The 16,540-nt window shown below is 57.7% G+C and carries 14 protein-coding genes and 1 tRNA gene; 11 read left to right on the top strand and 4 right to left on the bottom strand.

The window, feature by feature from the left end:
* Positions 1–12: 12 nt before the first annotated feature.
* Together ACM6IO_RS04935 and ACM6IO_RS04930 are read left to right on the top strand one after the other, a co-directional pair.
* Positions 13–963, top strand: coding sequence for an alpha-E domain-containing protein (locus ACM6IO_RS04935; RefSeq protein ID WP_008042189.1), 951 nt, complete (start codon positions 13–15; stop codon positions 961–963).
* On the top strand, positions 960–1,769 hold the full coding sequence (locus ACM6IO_RS04930) for a transglutaminase family protein (protein WP_008042190.1): 810 nt from the start codon (positions 960–962) through the stop codon (positions 1,767–1,769). Before ACM6IO_RS04935 ends, ACM6IO_RS04930 begins: the two co-directional genes overlap by 4 nt.
* Before the next feature lie 120 nt (positions 1,770–1,889).
* Here the strand turns inward: ACM6IO_RS04930 and ACM6IO_RS04925 are convergent, their stop codons facing one another.
* Entirely contained in the window at positions 1,890–2,711 is an 822-nt protein-coding gene (locus ACM6IO_RS04925; RefSeq protein WP_414911065.1) for a c-type cytochrome, read from the bottom strand.
* Positions 2,712–3,302: 591 nt separating this feature from the next.
* Here ACM6IO_RS04925 and ACM6IO_RS04920 point away from each other — a divergent pair.
* The 3 genes from ACM6IO_RS04920 (at position 3,303) to ACM6IO_RS04910 (ending at position 7,496) form a co-directional block, all read left to right on the top strand.
* On the top strand, positions 3,303–4,508 hold the full coding sequence (locus ACM6IO_RS04920; protein ID WP_414911056.1) for an acetyl-CoA C-acetyltransferase: 1,206 nt from the start codon (positions 3,303–3,305) through the stop codon (positions 4,506–4,508).
* 25 nt (positions 4,509–4,533) lie between these two features.
* Positions 4,534–6,678 carry a 3-hydroxyacyl-CoA dehydrogenase NAD-binding domain-containing protein gene (locus tag ACM6IO_RS04915; protein WP_414911055.1) on the top strand — a complete coding sequence of 715 codons (2,145 nt, stop codon included), beginning with the start codon at positions 4,534–4,536 and terminating at the stop codon, positions 6,676–6,678.
* A gap of 95 nt (positions 6,679–6,773) precedes the next feature.
* Positions 6,774–7,496, top strand: coding sequence for an amidotransferase (locus tag ACM6IO_RS04910; RefSeq protein WP_008027324.1), 723 nt, complete (start codon positions 6,774–6,776; stop codon positions 7,494–7,496).
* Positions 7,497–7,602: 106 nt separating this feature from the next.
* Here the strand turns inward: ACM6IO_RS04910 and ACM6IO_RS04905 are convergent, their stop codons facing one another.
* The 3 genes from ACM6IO_RS04905 to ACM6IO_RS04895 form a co-directional block, all read right to left on the bottom strand.
* Positions 7,603–8,574, bottom strand: coding sequence for a magnesium and cobalt transport protein CorA (locus ACM6IO_RS04905; RefSeq protein ID WP_414911054.1), 972 nt, complete (start codon positions 8,572–8,574; stop codon positions 7,603–7,605).
* 137 nt (positions 8,575–8,711) lie between these two features.
* Complete coding sequence (locus ACM6IO_RS04900; RefSeq protein ID WP_008027326.1) at positions 8,712–9,434, bottom strand: 1-acylglycerol-3-phosphate O-acyltransferase; 723 nt, start codon at positions 9,432–9,434, stop codon at positions 8,712–8,714.
* A gap of 213 nt (positions 9,435–9,647) precedes the next feature.
* Entirely contained in the window at positions 9,648–10,337 is a 690-nt protein-coding gene (locus ACM6IO_RS04895; RefSeq protein WP_008027327.1) for a crotonase/enoyl-CoA hydratase family protein, read from the bottom strand.
* A 310-nt stretch (positions 10,338–10,647) separates the two neighbouring features.
* On the opposite strand from ACM6IO_RS04895, the gene ACM6IO_RS04890 reads away from it, so the two are divergent.
* The 6 genes from ACM6IO_RS04890 to ACM6IO_RS04865 all read left to right on the top strand — a co-directional run bounded on the left by ACM6IO_RS04890 (position 10,648) and on the right by ACM6IO_RS04865 (position 16,540).
* Positions 10,648–10,737: transfer RNA gene (locus tag ACM6IO_RS04890), tRNA-Ser, on the top strand.
* Between the two features lie 356 nt (positions 10,738–11,093).
* Entirely contained in the window at positions 11,094–12,284 is a 1,191-nt protein-coding gene (locus ACM6IO_RS04885) for a hypothetical protein (protein ID WP_414911053.1), read from the top strand.
* A complete protein-coding gene (locus tag ACM6IO_RS04880) occupies positions 12,281–12,862 on the top strand; it encodes an adenylyl-sulfate kinase (RefSeq protein ID WP_414911052.1) in 582 nt (193 codons plus the stop codon). The genes ACM6IO_RS04885 and ACM6IO_RS04880 overlap by 4 nt, the downstream gene beginning before the upstream one ends.
* Positions 12,859–13,608: a class I SAM-dependent methyltransferase gene (locus ACM6IO_RS04875; protein WP_192416939.1), complete on the top strand. Its 750-nt coding sequence runs from the start codon at positions 12,859–12,861 to the stop codon at positions 13,606–13,608. The genes ACM6IO_RS04880 and ACM6IO_RS04875 overlap by 4 nt, the downstream gene beginning before the upstream one ends.
* Positions 13,609–13,613: 5 nt before the next feature.
* Complete coding sequence (locus tag ACM6IO_RS04870) at positions 13,614–15,929, top strand: PEP-utilizing enzyme (RefSeq protein ID WP_414911051.1); 2,316 nt, start codon at positions 13,614–13,616, stop codon at positions 15,927–15,929.
* On the top strand, positions 15,926–16,540 hold the full coding sequence (locus tag ACM6IO_RS04865) for a gamma-glutamyl-gamma-aminobutyrate hydrolase family protein (protein WP_414911050.1): 615 nt from the start codon (positions 15,926–15,928) through the stop codon (positions 16,538–16,540). The genes ACM6IO_RS04870 and ACM6IO_RS04865 overlap by 4 nt, the downstream gene beginning before the upstream one ends.

Below are 16,540 nucleotides of genomic sequence, written 5' to 3'. Positions count from 1 at the left end.
AGGAAGCCTGCCATGTTAAGTAGAACTGCCTCGGATTTGTATTGGATGTCGCGTTACCTGGAACGGGCGGAAAACCTCGCACGGATGCTCGACATCAGTTATTCGCTGTCGCTGATGCCGCAGGATGGCCGCGGTGACGGTCTGCACGAACTCGCCATGCCGCTGCTGATCACCGGCACCCTGGACGATTACCTCGAACGCCACGGCGAGTTGCATGCCGAACGGCTGCTGCACTTTTTTGCCCTGGACGCGGCCAACCCGGCGAGCATTTACAGCTGCCTCGGTTCGGCGCGGGCCAGCGCCCATGCCGTACGGGGGCGAATCACCGCGGACATGTGGGAGAACATCAACGCCACCTGGCTGGAAATTCGCGGCATCGCCGATCAGGGCTTGAGTCGCTACGGCATGAGTCGTTTCTGCGAGTGGATCAAGGAACGTTCCCACCTGTTTCGTGGCGCGTCCTACGGCACGATCATGCGTAACGATGCGTTCCGGTTTATTCGTCTGGGCACCTTTATCGAAAGGGCGGACAACACCTTGCGCCTGCTCGATGCACGCTACGAAATGGCTGGCGATCAGGCCGAAGCGGTCAGCGACGGCACGGCTCACGCCTATTACCAGTGGAGTGCCTTGTTGCGGGCGTTGTCGTCGTTCGAGGCCTACACCGAGATCTACCGCGACGCGCCCGGCGCCCGGCATGTGGCCGAACTGCTGTTGTTGCGCGCAGATGTCCCGCGATCCCTGCGTGCGTGCACCGAAGAAATCGACCAGATCCTCGCTCAACTGCCGGGGGCCAATGGCCGTCCTGCGCAACGTCTGGCCGCCGAGATGGACGCACGCCTGCGCTACACCGGCATCAACGAAATTCTCGACGAAGGCCTGCACGCCTGGCTGACCGAGTTCATCCCGCTGGTGCGCCAGTTGGGTAACGCCATACACAGTTCCTACCTGGAGGCTGCATGAGACTTTCCATTAGCCACGAGACCACCTATCACTATGAAGATCAGGTGCGGGCGAGCATCCAGTACCTGCGACTGACCCCTCACGACAGCGAGCGCCAGCACGTGCTCAGTTGGCAGCTCGACCTGCCGCGCCCGGTGCGCGCGCAACTCGATCCGTTCGGCAATATCCTGCACGTGCTGACCATGGACGAGCCGCATGAAGCGATCATCATCGGCGCCCGTGGCCAGGTCGACATCGACGAACTGCGTGAAGCCGAGCACGAGAGCCAGTCGGCGCTGCCGTTCCTGCGCTTCACGCGCCTGACCGAGGCCGACGAAGCCTTGCGTGAGTTCGCCGAGAAGGCGTGCAAAAAGCGCCGGGACCGCGCGGCATTGATCGACTTGATGCATGGCCTGAATTCGCACATGACCTACACGCCGGGCTCCACCGAAGTGGACACCAGCGCCGCGCAAGCCTTCGCCGGGCGTTCGGGTGTCTGTCAGGACCACACCCACGCGTTTCTCGCCTGCGCCCGCAGCCTGGGAGTTCCGTCGCGTTATGTGTCGGGCTATTTGTACAGCGAGAACAGCGAGCATCTGGCCAGCCACGCGTGGGCGGAAGCCTGGCTGGATGACGCGTGGTACAGCTTTGACGTGACCAATGAACTGGCGCGACCGGAGCGGCATTTGAAACTGGCGGTGGGCCTGGATTACCTGGATGCCTGCCCGGTACGCGGGATGCGTCGGGGCGGCGGGTGCGAGCAGATGCACGCAAAGGTGTTTGTGTCGCCGACGCCGATGCCGGTGATTTCAGTGCAGCAGCAATAGGTCTGTTCGCCGCAAAAACCTGTGGGAGCGAGCCTGCTCGCGATAGCGGTCTGTCTGTCACATTCATGTTGAATGTGCCACCGTCATCGCGAGCAGGCTCGCTCCCACATGGAAATAGTGTCAGGGCTTGGTTTTGCGCCCGGCCATGTGCTTCAAATACCCCACCAACATCTCCAGATCCCCATTCGGCAAAACCGCCGCCGAAAACCCCGGCATCTTCGCCTGCGGCCACTGCCGCAAACTCTGCGGATCGCGGATGTAGCGCTTCAAAAAATCCGCCCCGAAATACTCGGTCGGGTTAAACGGAATGTTCAGATCCGGCCCGAACTGCGCATCCCCGGCACCGTTCAATCGATGACACGCCAGACAATTCTTCTGAAACAGCGCAAACCCCACATTCACCGGGTCGTCCGCCTTCAGCGCCGGATCCGGCAGCAGGGCAGGGAAGCGCTCGGCCACCGGCGCCATGCGTTTGATGTCAGCCACTTGAAAGGGCCATTGCTCGGGACTGATATTGCCCGCCTGAGGATCCGTCCATACCAGATAAAACGGCCCGGCACTCGGCTTGTCTGCCGACAGCGCCGGCCACGGTTTTGTCGGGTCTTCAATCGCCAGCCACGCTCGCGCACCTTGGCTGTTGAGCAACGGCGCGGCAGCCAGTTCGGCAGCAAAACCATCCAGTGCCACAGCTTGCAGGTGATCGTCAGGCTTGATGCCGCTCAACAACGCCGCCAGGGGCACGGCGCGATAGCTCATGTCCCGTTTGTAGGAAACGTCGTTGGTAATGGTGATGGTCTGAACCAGAGGATGCTTGAGCAACTCCTCGGTCTGCCAGGTGCGGCTGTGTGCGCCCAGCTCCAGGTTCAGCTGTGCGGCATAAAGGGGCGAGCCGAACAGCAAGGCCCCGAGCAGAATGAGCGTTTTCAACAGATCGCCGTCCATGTCGTGGAAGTGCCGCAAAGGTTGGCACACCCACGCCGGCCCGGGTAGCGAGCCAGTCACATTTTTAAGAGGCGATGGAAACTGTGCGCCGATTTTTTAATAAAGACTCAGCCGATCACCTTCGTCAGGTTCGGCAAAATCAACAGCAACGTAGTAGCGAAAAGAATGAGCCCGGCTTGACGTACTTTCGAATGTTTGAACATGGCTTGACCGCCTTTTTTGTTATTTCCTGATGCCTGCCTGCATATCTCCATGACGGCAGAGCGTTGCACTTCCTGTAAGGCGAGCGCCTCGGCAAAACCCGACGACAACTTCGCATATGTTCACCTTAGGGCCCGCGTCACTCGTGACTTAGATCCCTTTCGTATGGAGCGCGCACTTATTGCTTTAAAAAAGGCATGAGGCCTATTGCCAGCTTCTTTGCCGCCCTTTTGCTAGACATCTCGGTGTCCTGAAACGATCAATCCGGTAGCACACTACCGTCCGTCTGAGCGTGTCCGTCAACGTCAGTGAGCATTGCGGTCATTGAATCGGCGGTGGCTCGGCATAAGGTGAGGGCTCAGTATTTTCACCGCCAGGTTCGAGGACGTCATGACCCAAGCTTTGATTTTCGACGCTTTACGCACGCCCCGTGGCAAGGGCAAGTCCGATGGTGCCTTGCACAGTGTCAAACCGGTGAACCTGGTGACGGGGTTGCTCAAGGCGCTGCAACAGCGCACGGCGCTGGACACCAGTCAGGTCGACGACGTGGTGTTGGGCTGTGTGACGCCGGTCGGCGATCAAGGTGCGGACATCGCCAAAACGGCCGCACAGGTGGCCGATTGGGATGTCAGCGTCGCGGGCGTGCAGATCAACCGCTTCTGCGCGTCAGGGCTGGAGGCCGTCAACCTCGGGGCGATGAAAGTGCGTTCCGGCTTCGAAGACCTGGTGGTGGTCGGTGGCGTCGAGTCGATGTCCCGGGTGCCGATGGGCAGCGATGGCGGCGCCTGGGCGCTGGACCCGGAAACCAATTTGCACAGCCATTTCACCCCGCAAGGCGTCGGCGCCGATCTGATCGCCACCCTCGAAGGCTTCAGCCGCCAGGACGTCGATGCCTACGCGCTGCACTCCCAGCAAAAAGCGGCGCGTGCCCGGGCCGACGGTTCGTTCAGCAAATCGCTGGTGCCGGTGCAGGATCAGAACGGCATCATTTTGCTCGATCACGATGAGTTCATTCGCGCCGACTCCACCCTGGAAGGCCTGGGCAAACTCAAGCCAAGCTTCGAGATGATGGGGCAAATGGGTTTCGACGCCACGGCATTGCGGGTCTACAGCCACGTTGAGCGGATCAACCACGTGCACACGCCGGGCAACAGTTCGGGGATCGTCGATGGCGCGGCGTTGATGCTGATCGGCTCCGAAGCCAAGGGACGTGCACTGGGCTTGCAGCCACGGGCGCGAATCGTCGCCACGGCGGTCACCAGCACCGATCCGACGATCATGCTCACCGGCCCGGCGCCGGCCACCCGCAAAGCGTTGGCCAAGGCCGGGCTGCGGGTCGAAGACATCGACCTGTTCGAGGTCAACGAGGCGTTTGCCTCCGTCGTGTTGAAATTCATCAAGGACATGGCCATCGACCCGGACAAGGTCAACGTCAATGGCGGCTCCATCGCCATGGGGCATCCACTGGGCGCTACAGGTTGCGCAATCCTCGGCACGCTGCTCGATGAACTGGAAACCCGGCGCCTGCGCTTTGGCCTCGCGACCCTGTGCGTCGGCGGCGGCATGGGCATTGCCACCATCATCGAACGCCTCTGAGCCACGATTTCAAGGAATCCTCTTCATGACTGAAGCCATTCGTTACGAAAAAGGGCAGGACCAGATCGTCGTCCTGACCATCGACATGCCGGGCCAGAGCGCCAACACCATGAACGCGGTCTACCGCGAGGCCATGGCCGCTTGCGTCGCCCGACTGGTTGCCGAGAAAGACAGCATCGCCGGCGTCATCATTACCTCGGCGAAGAAGACCTTCTTCGCCGGCGGCGACCTCAATGAACTGATCAAGGTCGGCAAGCCTGAAGCCAAAGCGTTCTACGACATGGTGCTGACGCTGAAGGGCCAACTGCGCACCCTGGAAACCCTGGGTAAACCGGTAGTCGCCGCAATCAACGGCGCGGCGCTGGGGGGTGGTTGGGAAATCTGCCTGGCCTGTCATCACCGCGTGGCGCTGGACAATTCATCGGTGCAGCTCGGCCTGCCGGAAGTCACCCTCGGCCTGTTGCCGGGCGGTGGCGGGGTAGTGCGCATGGTGCGGATGCTCGGTCTGGAGAAGGCCTTGCCGTATCTGCTTGAAGGCAAGAAAGTCCGCGCGCAACAAGCCTTGCAGGGAGGTTTGATCGATGAGTTGGCGCTGGATCACGATGAGCTGCTGAGCAAGGCGCGCGCCTGGATTCTGGCCAACCCGACAGCGGTGCAACGTTGGGATGTGAAGGGCTATCAGATTCCGGGCGGTACGCCGTCGCATCCGAAAGTCGCGCAGATGTTGGCGATTGCACCGTCGATCCTGCGCACTAAAACCCAGGGCTGCATGCCCGCACCAGAGAAGATTCTTTGCGCCGCTGTGGAAGGCGCTCAGGTGGATTTCGACACGGCGCACCTGATCGAAACCCGCTACTTCACCGAGCTGACCACCGGCCAGATCTCGAAGAACCTGATCGGCACGTTCTGGTTCCAGCTCAACGAGATCAATGCCGGCGGTTCGCGACCTCAAGGGTTTGCACCTTACGTGACGCGTCGCGTGGGGGTTCTGGGCGCGGGGATGATGGGAGCCGGCATTGCCTTTGTCAGCGCCTCGGCCGGTATCGAAGTGGTGCTCAAGGACATCAACCTGGCGGCAGCAGAGAAGGGCAAGGCTCATTCGGCGGCGTTGCTGGACAAGAAGATTACCCGGGGACAGTTGAGCATCGAACAGCGGGACGCAGTGCTGGCGCGGATCAAAACCACTGAAAATGATGCCGATCTGGCCGGTTGCGACCTTATCATTGAAGCCGTGTTCGAAGACCGCGAACTGAAAGCCAGGGTCTCTTCAGCCGCACAACAGGTCGTCGGCCCGGACGCGGTGATCGCTTCCAACACCTCAACCCTGCCGATCAGCGGGCTCGCCACCGCCGTACCGGATCAGAGCAAATTCATCGGTCTGCATTTCTTCAGCCCCGTGGAAAAAATGCCGCTGGTGGAAATCATCAAGGGCGCCCACACCAGCGACGAAACCCTGGCTCGCGGTTTCGATTTCGTCCTGCAAATCAAGAAGACCCCGATTGTGGTCAACGACAGCCGCGGCTTCTTCACCTCACGCGTGTTCGGCACCTTCACCAACGAAGGCATTGCCATGCTCGGCGAAGGTGTGAGCGCAGCGATGATCGAAACCGAAGCGCGCAAGGCGGGCATGCCCATCGGGCCTCTGGCGATCTCCGACGAAGTATCCCTCAGCCTCATGAGCCATATCCGTCAACAAACGGCCAAAGACCTGCAAGCGGAAGGGAAACCACTGATTGAGCACCCGGCGTTTGCCGTGATTGACTTGCTGCTCAACGAATACAAGCGTCCGGGCAAAGCGGCAGGCGGTGGTTTCTACGAATACCCGGCCGGTGGCCAGAAGCACTTGTGGCCAGGGCTGAAAAGTCGTTTCGAGAAGGCTGACGGGCAGATTTCGCCGAAGGACGTGCGTGATCGCCTGCTGTTCGTGCAAGCCATTGAAACTGTGCGTTGCGTGGAGGAGGGCGTGCTGACCTCGACTGCGGATGCCAACGTCGGCTCGATCTTCGGCATTGGTTTCGCGGCCTGGACCGGCGGCGCGCTGCAGTTCATCAACCAGTACGGCGTGAAGGACTTCGTCGCACGTGCGCAATACCTGGCCGAGCAGTATGGCGAACGGTTCGCGCCACCCGCGCTGCTGCTGGAGAAAGCGGCCAAAGGGGAGGTGTTTTAAGGGACCGATGACGACTCGTGGGGCTTGCCTTGGAACGGTGTTTCGAGGCAGGCTCTGGGGTGTGCATTATTCCCATCACGTGTCAGGTATTTTTTATGTCGTTACGCATCTGCATTCTGGAAACCGACATCCTGCGTCCGGAACTGGTCGATCAATATCAGGGTTACGGGCAGATGTTCCAGCGTCTGTTTTCGCAACAACCCATCGCGGCCGAGTTCACTGTCTACAACGTGATGCAGGGCGAATACCCCAGCGATGATGAGGCCTTCGACGCCTATCTCGTCACCGGCAGCAAGGCCGATTCCTTCGGCACCGACCCGTGGATTCAAACCCTCAAGGCTTACCTGCTGACCCGCTACGAACGCGGCGACAAACTGCTGGGCGTGTGCTTCGGCCATCAGTTGCTGGCGCTGCTGCTGGGCGGCAAGAGCGAGCGTGCGACCCAGGGCTGGGGCGTCGGCACCCACAGTTACAAACTCGCCGCCAAGGCGCCATGGATGAGCCCGGTGCGCGAAGAGTTGACGTTGTTGATCAGCCACCAGGACCAGGTGACGTCGTTGCCGGAAAACGCCACGGTCATCGCTTCCAGCGATTTCTGCCCGTTTGCCGCTTACCACATCAACGACCAGGTGTTGTGCTTCCAGGGGCACCCGGAATTCATTCACGATTACTCGCGAGCCTTGCTGGATATTCGTCAGGAAGCGTTGGGCGAGCAGGTGTATACCAAAGGCATGGCGAGCCTTGAGCATGAGCATCATGGCGCAACCGTTGCGGAGTGGATGATGCGGTTTGTGGCGCATAAACCAGAAACTGTTTAACGCTAAAAGCTTCGCGGGCAAGCCTCGCTCCTACAGGTACTCTTGTAGGAGCGAGCGGTGCGGCGATCCGACTTGCCCGCGAATGTCACTGACGACTCGGTTGTGGCTACAACCACCCCGACTTCTTGAAACTCGCCCACAAACTCACACACCCCACCGCAATAAACCCCAGCACCCCGAAATACCCGTAATGCCAGGTCAGCTCCGGCATGTTCTGGAAGTTCATCCCATAGATCCCGGCCACTGCCGTCGGGAACGCCAGAATCGCCGCCCACGCCGCAAACTTGCGCTGCACCACGCTCTGCCGTGACGCCTCCAGCAACACCCCGACTTCAATGGTCTGGCTGGCAATGTCCGCCAGGGTCGTCAGGTCTTCCATCTGCCGGGTCACATGGATCTGCACATCGCGGAAGTACGGGCGCATGTTCTTGTCGATGAACGGAAAACTCAGCTTCTGCAGCTCCTCACCGATTTCCACCATCGGCGCCGCGTACCGCCGCAAACGCAATACATCGCGGCGCAGACTGTGGAGTTTTTGAATGTCGCGCTCGTTCAGGGAGCTGCACATGACGTTACGTTCCAGCTCATCGATCTCTGCATGGATCGCTTCGCCCATCGGCTGATAGTTTTCAATCACAAAGTCGAGGATGGCATAGAGTACGAAATCTTCCCCGTGCTCCAGCAACAGTGGACGCGCCTCACAACGCTGGCGGACATAAGCGTAGGACGCCGAATGACCGTTACGCGCAGTAATGATGTAACCGTTGCCGGCAAAGATATGAGTCTCGATGAACTCAAGCTTTCCTTCATGGCGGATCGGCGAATACGTGACGATAAACAGCGCATCGCCAAAGGTTTCCAGCTTCGGTCGACTGTGTTTTTCCAGGGCGTCTTCAATGGCCAGTTCGTGCAGGTTGAACTGGCGTTGCAGATTGAACAGCTCCTGGGCATTCGGCTCTTCGAGGCCGATCCAGACAAAGTGACCAGGCTTGGCGGCCCAGGCAGCGCCTTCGTCGAGGGTGATATTGGTGACCTTCTTACCAGCGCTGTAAACCGCAGCAGCAACAACTCTACCCATGATTCAGCTTCACTTCTTATTAGTAGCAGGCAGTGTTCAGCTTATCCTTCTATACCGCTTGAGAGTCAGTGAAATCTGCAGAGTTCGAAGGCAAAAGTTCGCAGGCAAAAGAAAACCCGCACAGGGCGGGTTTCGTTTCACGCGGCTTGCAGTTGCCGATCCATCGAGGCGATGCACTCGCGCATCTGCTCGCGGCACTGGGCGATCAGCAGCGGCATGTCGTCCAGGCTCAATCCGGCAGTTGGAATGGCCGGCAAAGAACGGATCAGAATTTTTCCACTGCGCCAGCGGTTCAATCGCATGTGTTTGACGTAACTGCTGACACACACCGGGACGATCGGCACGCCCGCCGCGATCGCCATCTGGAACGCGCCTTTCTTGAAGGGCAGCAGGTCTTCGCCCAGATTGCGCGTGCCTTCCGGGAACACCCAGATCGAGGTGTCTTCATGTTGCAAGGTGTGCGTGGTAGTCAGCATCGACTGGCGTGCCTTGTGCGCATTGCCACGGTCGATCAACACATTACCGGCCAACCAGAACAGCTGACCGAACAACGGCACCCACTTCAGGCTCTTCTTGCCGATGCACACGGTGCGGCGGGGCACCACGTTGCCGAAAACAAACAAGTCATAGTTGGACTGGTGGTTGGCGATGATCACGCAGCTCTCGGGTTTGTCCATCAATGGCCCGACGTCGGCCTTCACTCGCAAACGCAAAATGCACATTGCCGGCCACGCATAGAGGCGCGCGCACAAACGGCTGTTGTCCGGGTTGAACGGGCGAAACAGCCCCAGAATCACCCCCAGCACACCAGCGAGAATAAAGTGCAGGCCCATCAATAACATACGAAACACGAACAGCATTTACAGGCCCCACCGGGACAAAAGGTGGCGCAGTGTACGGATGTGCACTGTTTTCGGCAATTGCCTCTATAGATGTAGGAGATAGCCGATGTTTGAGCGCATGTTTCCGACTAGTTGGTCAGATCTGTTCTAGAGGGGTTGTAGACTTTTCCACAGAGCGTGTATGAAAAAGCCCGACACCACGGTCGGGCTTTTCGGTGCAGTATCTTTGGGTTAACCCAAATGCTCCTGATCCTGGATGATTGCGTTGTCCAGGGTGTCCAGCAGTGCCTTGCGCACTTTCAGCTTGGTGTTCTTGTGCGCGGTCATGTTGATCTTCTTCAACTGACGAGCCGCTGCCAGCGCCGCGCCTTGCAGCTCTTCGGGCGACACCACCAAGTCGAGGAAACCGGCATCCACGGCACTCTTCGGGTTAAACATCTCACCGTTGATCACCGAACGATGCAGCGCTGCCTTGCTCAGGCGATCACGGGCGATCTCAATGCCGGCGTGGTGCATGGTCATGCCGATCTGCACTTCGTTCAGGCCAATGCTGAACGGGCCGTCGACACCAATGCGGTAATCCGCCGACAACAACAGGAACGCGCCCTTGGCCACTGCATGCCCAGGGCACGCAACAATCACTGGAAACGGGTGCGACAACAGACGACGGGACAATGTCGAGCCAGCCGTCACCAGCGATACGGCTTCTTTAGGGCCTGCTGTCATCACCTTCAGGTCATAACCGCCCGACAGAATTCCTGGCGTACCGGTGATGATCACCACTGCACGATCAGTCACTGCCTGATCCAGCGCAGCATTAAACGCAGCAATCACGTCCGGAGAGATGGCATTGACCTTGCCGTTGCTCAAGGTCAGGGTCGCGATACCGTCTTCGAGGTGGTAGGAAATCAACTCACTCATGACGCTATTCCTTGTATGAAAGTTGGGGCAGACGTTACCCACCGCCGCAGGCCAGGTAAAGCGCCGTGACTGACCCGCCAGTCACCCTTTCCCCCGCCGGGCAAGCGTAGCCCGCCGCTCCCGCCGTGCATTCCCCTCTCTATATAGGAGAGCACGAAGCCAGAGATTGGCAGGTTTGCCATGGCCCGGAATGCTCCCGGAACCTCCAAACCGCTAAGCACATGAAAATTCTGCAAAAAAAGTTTGCCATCAGAAAAGCTTTCGACTACATTAGCGCGCCTCGACAGACAGAACATGTTTGAAGAGATACGGTGAAGTGTCCGAGTGGCTTAAGGAGCACGCCTGGAAAGTGTGTATACAAGAAATTGTATCGAGAGTTCGAATCTCTCCTTCACCGCCAAATTCGATGTAACCAGAACCCCTGATTTCGAAAGAAGTCAGGGGTTTTGTGGTTTCTGGGTGTCTGGATTTCGAGGCGGCACGTTGGCCGCGACAAGGGTAAAAATGCTCGCCTGGTGGGGTGTCAATTTGCCAGCGTATGATATATTGGCGCCGTTTATGTGATCAGGATCAAAGCCTTATCATTGATTTTCAATGAAAATTGATACGACTTTAGTCTGATTCGCTTAACAACAAGGATGTACACGTGCGAAAGGGATATGCACTTAGGCAGGATCAAATGCTTTCCCCTTTTTTGCGCGTTTACTTGGCCTAAGCCTGGCTTGCCTGGGACAGCTTTGAAGGTGCGCGTTTTATATGCAAAGCGTTTATTTGATCAGTAACGTCAATAATGGCGGAAAAACCTATCTTGAGTACTTGCTGCCAGCGCTAAATGCTCTTCGCAATCACTACAACTGCATTGTGCTTCAGACAAACATTGTCGGTATCAGCAAGTTTGAAGCGGAACAGTTTCTAGGCTGTCCAGTTGAAGAGGTGGGGCTGGATGATATTGGAAAACTGAAATCACAAGTAATTATCTCGAACGATGCTTCTATCGGGAAATTACTTGATGAATCAAACTTCACCATTTTTATTGCGCACGGCAATGTAGGGATGCCCCTCGCGGATGTTTACTACTGTTCCGGCTGGACATCCTATTGGGATGCAATTGTTTCCTCCTCCAGATCGCTTTTTGATTTGATTAAAACAGGCATGTACTACTTCAGGCGGGACAGAGTCGCCTTGCGTCTGGAGCGTGAACCGGACCGATCACGTACGGACCTTCGAAACACTAGTGCAGTATCCGTACTGCCAATCAAAATTCCCGACATGTTCAGTGCGCCCCCTGAGTTTCGGTGCATGTCCGAGGAGTATGTTGTTGGCCTTCTGCCTACCCAGATAGGTATTTGCCCGAGTGGCGCTTCTCTGTTTGAAAACATGGAGGTGGTCATTAACTCGGTGAAATCCCAGATTCCTCATGCGAAGATTATTTTTCGGCCGTATATGACGGATTTTGACCGTCCCTATGTAAAAGAGTTGTGTGAGCAACTTGCCCGGTACCCGTGGGTTTCAATTGACGATACTAAAGGCAGCAGTAAAGACTTCTATCGGATATGTGACACGATCATCACTGATGCCTCCAGTGGTGGTGTGTCCTTTATGCTGAATACGTGTAAGCTGCCGATTTATTATGTTCCAGTGGGTCACGATAGCAGTCCAATCGTCGAAGCCTGGCTGGAACAAATGGAGGGCTTGTTGCCGATCGCTAAAAATGGCGATGAGCTTAAGGATATGGTGCTTGGATTTAAACTGCTTACTTCAGAGCAAAAGTACTTCATTTATAAAAAGTTCTACGACTCAGAGTACAGCGGGCTTCATCATCCGGATGAGGTGTTTCTTGAGTTGGTTAAAAGCCGACATGAGTCCCGTTTTCGTTACTGTGTGATCGACTCTTTTGGAGGCGCTCACGACAATTTCATTAGCGACCCTGAAAGAGCGCCGCAATGATCGTAAGTAACTTCCAGGCTCCCAGTGTTGATATGAATACCTCTATCGGCGAGGTCGTGTGGATTACCGGTTTGTCGGGTGCCGGTAAATCAACGCTGGCCCATGAGTTTGTTGCCAGGCTTAGAAGCGATGGTCATCCGGTTGTCATGCTGGATGGCGATGAACTGCGTGATGTGTTTGGCGCAAGTGCGGCCAATGCGCAAAACCACGGGCGTGAAGGGCGGTTGGCGCTGGCCATGCAATACGCTCATTTATGCCGGGTCATAGCGGCGCAAGGGTTCACGGTGGTGATCGCCACGATTTCGCTGTTCCGCGAAGTTCATGCGTGGAACCGTGCCCACCTGCCTGGTTATTTCGAAATCTATTTGAAGGTGCCGATGGAGGAGCTGCGCCGTCGGGATCCCAAGGGCATCTATCGCCGGTTCGATGCGGGCGAGTTGCACAACGTCGCGGGGCTCGATTTGTCGATTGATGAACCGGGCGCGGCAGACTGGGTGGTGGAGTTCGACCCCCACCGCCCTCTATCTATGTTGACTGATGACTTACTGCACCATTTTTATAAAAGGAAGTTGGTATGAAAACGGAATGGGATTACACCACACTGGCTGACGCTTACTTGAAGCGTCCTGACTACGCCGATGCTGCGATCGATGCAATGCTTTCGATTGCAGGCGCCGAGAAAGGCGACAAGTTCTGCGACGTTGGAGCCGGGGTTGCGCACCTGACCTTAATGTTGGCTGCGCGAGGCCTGGACGTTGTTGCGGTGGAACCTAATGATGCGATGCGAGCGAATGGCATCAAGCGTACCGCGGACCTGACTCATGTCAGTTGGCATGAAGGCACAGGCGAAGTAACAGGGCAGCAGTCGCAAGCTTTCGACATGGTCACTTTCGGCAGTTCCTTCAATGTCTGTGACCGTGAACAGGCTCTCAAGGAAACCGCGCGCATTCTCAAGCCGCGAGGCTGGTTCGCCTGTATGTGGAATCATCGTCATCTTGAAGATCCTGTCCAGGCCCGAATTGAAGCGATCATTAAAGAACGGGTTCAGGGTTACGGCTACGGTACTCGTCGTGAAGATCAAACGGCAGTGATTGATGCCAGTGCGCTGTTCGGTCCTGTTGTTCATCTTGATGCGCGTGTCATTCACGAACAAACCATTGAGGAATGTCTGGAGGCGTGGCGTTCTCACGCAACGCTTGAGCGTCAGGCCGGTGCGAATTTCCATGAGGTGATTAGCGCAATCGATGACTATTTGAAGGGCCTGGGGACTGCCTCGATCCAGATTCCGTACTCAACCAATATCTGGGTTGCTCAGCTGAGATAATCCTGATGGCTCTGCGATTTTCCACCAAGGCCGGTACGCTTGCCGGCCTGCAAGAGCGGCTGACTTCGGCGCGCATTGCTCCGTTGCTGTCTTTCACCGTAAGGGATTGGCAAATGGGCCGGCAAGCCTGTTTTCGCGACATTCAGGGACGCTTGGACGCCGGCCCCTGGATCGTGCGCTCCAGTTGTCTGCGCGAAGACGGCGTACAAGCATCCGGTGCGGGGGCGTTTCTCTCTGTACTTGACGTCAATGAAGCAGGGTTGGAATCGGCGGTTGAACAGGTCATCGCCAGTTATGGCGATGCCAACCAGGCAGACGAAGTTCTGATTCAACCGATGTTGAGTAATGTCGTTCGGTCCGGCGTTGCCTTTTCCCACGACCCGAATACCTGTGCGCCCTATCGGGTGGTGAACTGGACGGAGGGCCGTGACACTGCATCTGTCACTGGCGGTCTGGGTGGCCGGCTTTGGCAGCAGGCGGCTCACAGCAAAGTGCCGCCACCGCCAGATATGCTGCCCATCATGACCTTGCTCGAAGAGTTGTTGGGGTTGTTCGAGGGGGTGCCGGTCGACTGTGAATTCGCTGTCACGCGGGAGGCTGAAGGCGAGGTGTTGTGGTTATTGCAAGCCCGACCACTGATTTTGCCAGCACGCCCGGAGTCCGAAACAACTCAAGCCGATCGGCTGGAAAATATTCAACGCAAAGTAGCGCGGGGCATGCGACCGCACCCGTTCCTGATCGGCCAGCGTACCGTTTATGGTGTGATGCCGGACTGGAATCCGGCCGAAATTATCGGTATCCGTCCCAAACCACTGGCGCTTTCGCTTTACCGGGATTTGGTGACTGACTCGATCTGGGCCTATCAACGCCATAATTACGGCTACCGCAACTTGCGCAGCTTTCCGCTGATGCCGCATTTTTTCGGGCTGCCGTACATCGATGTTCGATTGTCTTTCAACTCGTTCATCCCGGCAGACCTGGATGAGGGGTTGGCGGGGCGTCTGGTCGACCACTATATCGATCGGCTGCTGTCCGAGCCGACGCTGCACGACAAAGTGGAGTTCGAGATTGTGTTCTCGTGCTACACACTGGATTTGTCGCAGCGGCTGGAGCGCCTGGCCAGTGCCGGTTTCCTGGAGCATGAGCTGGAAGCCATCAGCAGCAGTTTGCGCAAGTTGACCAACCGCATCGTCCATCCCAAGGATGGCTTGTGGCGCGCAGATGCCAACAAACTCGATACGCTGAATGCGCGACGTGAGGCTTTGCTGGCCTCCAACGCCGACCCTCTGGAACGGATTTACTGGCTGTTGGAGGATGCCAAACGCTACGGGACCCTGCCATTCGCCGGTCTGGCTCGCGCCGGCTTTGTTGCGGTGCAGATGCTCAAATCCCTGATGACGGTGGGCGTGCTCTCGCAGGCTGACTACGATTGTTTCATGGGTGGGGTGTCGACTGTCAGCGGCCAGTTGGCGCGTGACCGCGCGACATTGGACAAGGCGACGTTCCTCGCACGCTACGGCCACTTGCGCCCGGGCACCTACGACATCCTTTCGCCTCGCTACGATGAAGCGCCGGAACTTTACTTTGACTGGACTCAGCGTCCGTCCGTCCCGGAGCCCGTACAACCGTTTTCGCTGACCCTTCCACAAATGCGCGAAATCGTGAAGCAACTGGAGTCACACGGCTTGCAGCCCGACCCTGTCGGCTTGCTGGACTTCATGCAAGCAGGAATCGAACTGCGCGAGCTGGCCAAGTTCCACTTCACCCGCAATCTCTCGGATGCGCTGGCATTGATCGCGCAAGTGGGCGCCCAGCACGGCATAAGCCGTGAAGACATGGCCTATTGCGACATCAGTGTCTTCAAGGAACTGCACGTTGCGGCAGCCAACACGAGCGATGTGCTGTTGCGCAGCATTGAGCAGGGCAAGGCCCGCCACGCAGAGACTCTAAAGGTATCGTTACCGCCGGTGATCACCCGGCCTGAGGATGTCTGGTCTTTCGAATGGCCGGAAACAGCCCCCAACTTCATCACCCAGAAGCAGGTGACTGCCCCCGTGGTGGGCAGTGACGACCGAGAAATACTCGCCGGCGCGATTGTCTGCATTCCCAACGCGGACCCCGGGTTCGACTGGTTGTTTGCCTACCCGATTGCCGGGCTGATTACGGCTTGGGGCGGCGCGAACTCGCATATGGCGATTCGTGCAGGAGAACTTGGCTTGCCGGCAGTGATCGGTGCCGGCGAAGTCCTCTATCGGCGCTGGTCGGCGGCTCAACGCTTGCACCTGGATTGTCCGGGGCGCTGCGTGGAGATGCTGGCATGAAAGTCGTTGCCATCAGCCAGCGTGTGGACGTATTTCCCGAGCGTGGTGAAAGCCGCGATGCAATTGACCAGCGTCTGATCAGCTTTCTACTGGATGCCGGCTTTTTGCCGGTGCCGGTACCCAACGGGTTGTGTCTGCAAACCGCTGACGGACGGCTGACTCAGGACGCCCTGCATGACTGGCTGCACACGGTATCGCCACAAGCCATTGTGCTTTCGGGGGGAAATGACATCGGCCAGTGTCCGGCGCGCGACCTGACTGAAGGCAGATTGCTTGCCCATGCACGATCCCTCTGCCTGCCCGTGCTTGGAATTTGCCGGGGCATGCAGATGATTGCGCACTGGTCGGGCGGCGAGCTGAAAGCGGTGAACGGTCATGTGCGAACCCGGCATGAACTGTCAGGAAAAATCGTTGCCGAGGTGAACAGTTATCACGGTTTTTCGCTTGCCGCTTGCCCGGAAGGTTTTGAGGTCCTGGCGTGCAGTGGGGATGGGGAAATCGAAGCCATCCGGCACCGCAACCTCCCTTGGGAAGGCTGGATGTGGCACCCGGAGCGAGAGGACGTCTGGGCTGCGCACGACGTTCATCGACTGAAGCAATTGTTCGGTTAA

The sequence above is a fragment of the Pseudomonas sp. IT-P44 genome (assembly GCF_949768225.1).
GTDB classification, from domain to species: domain Bacteria; phylum Pseudomonadota; class Gammaproteobacteria; order Pseudomonadales; family Pseudomonadaceae; genus Aquipseudomonas; species Aquipseudomonas migulae.
Note: the sequence above shows the minus strand (reverse complement) of the source record. Positions and strands in the feature narration are given on the sequence as shown.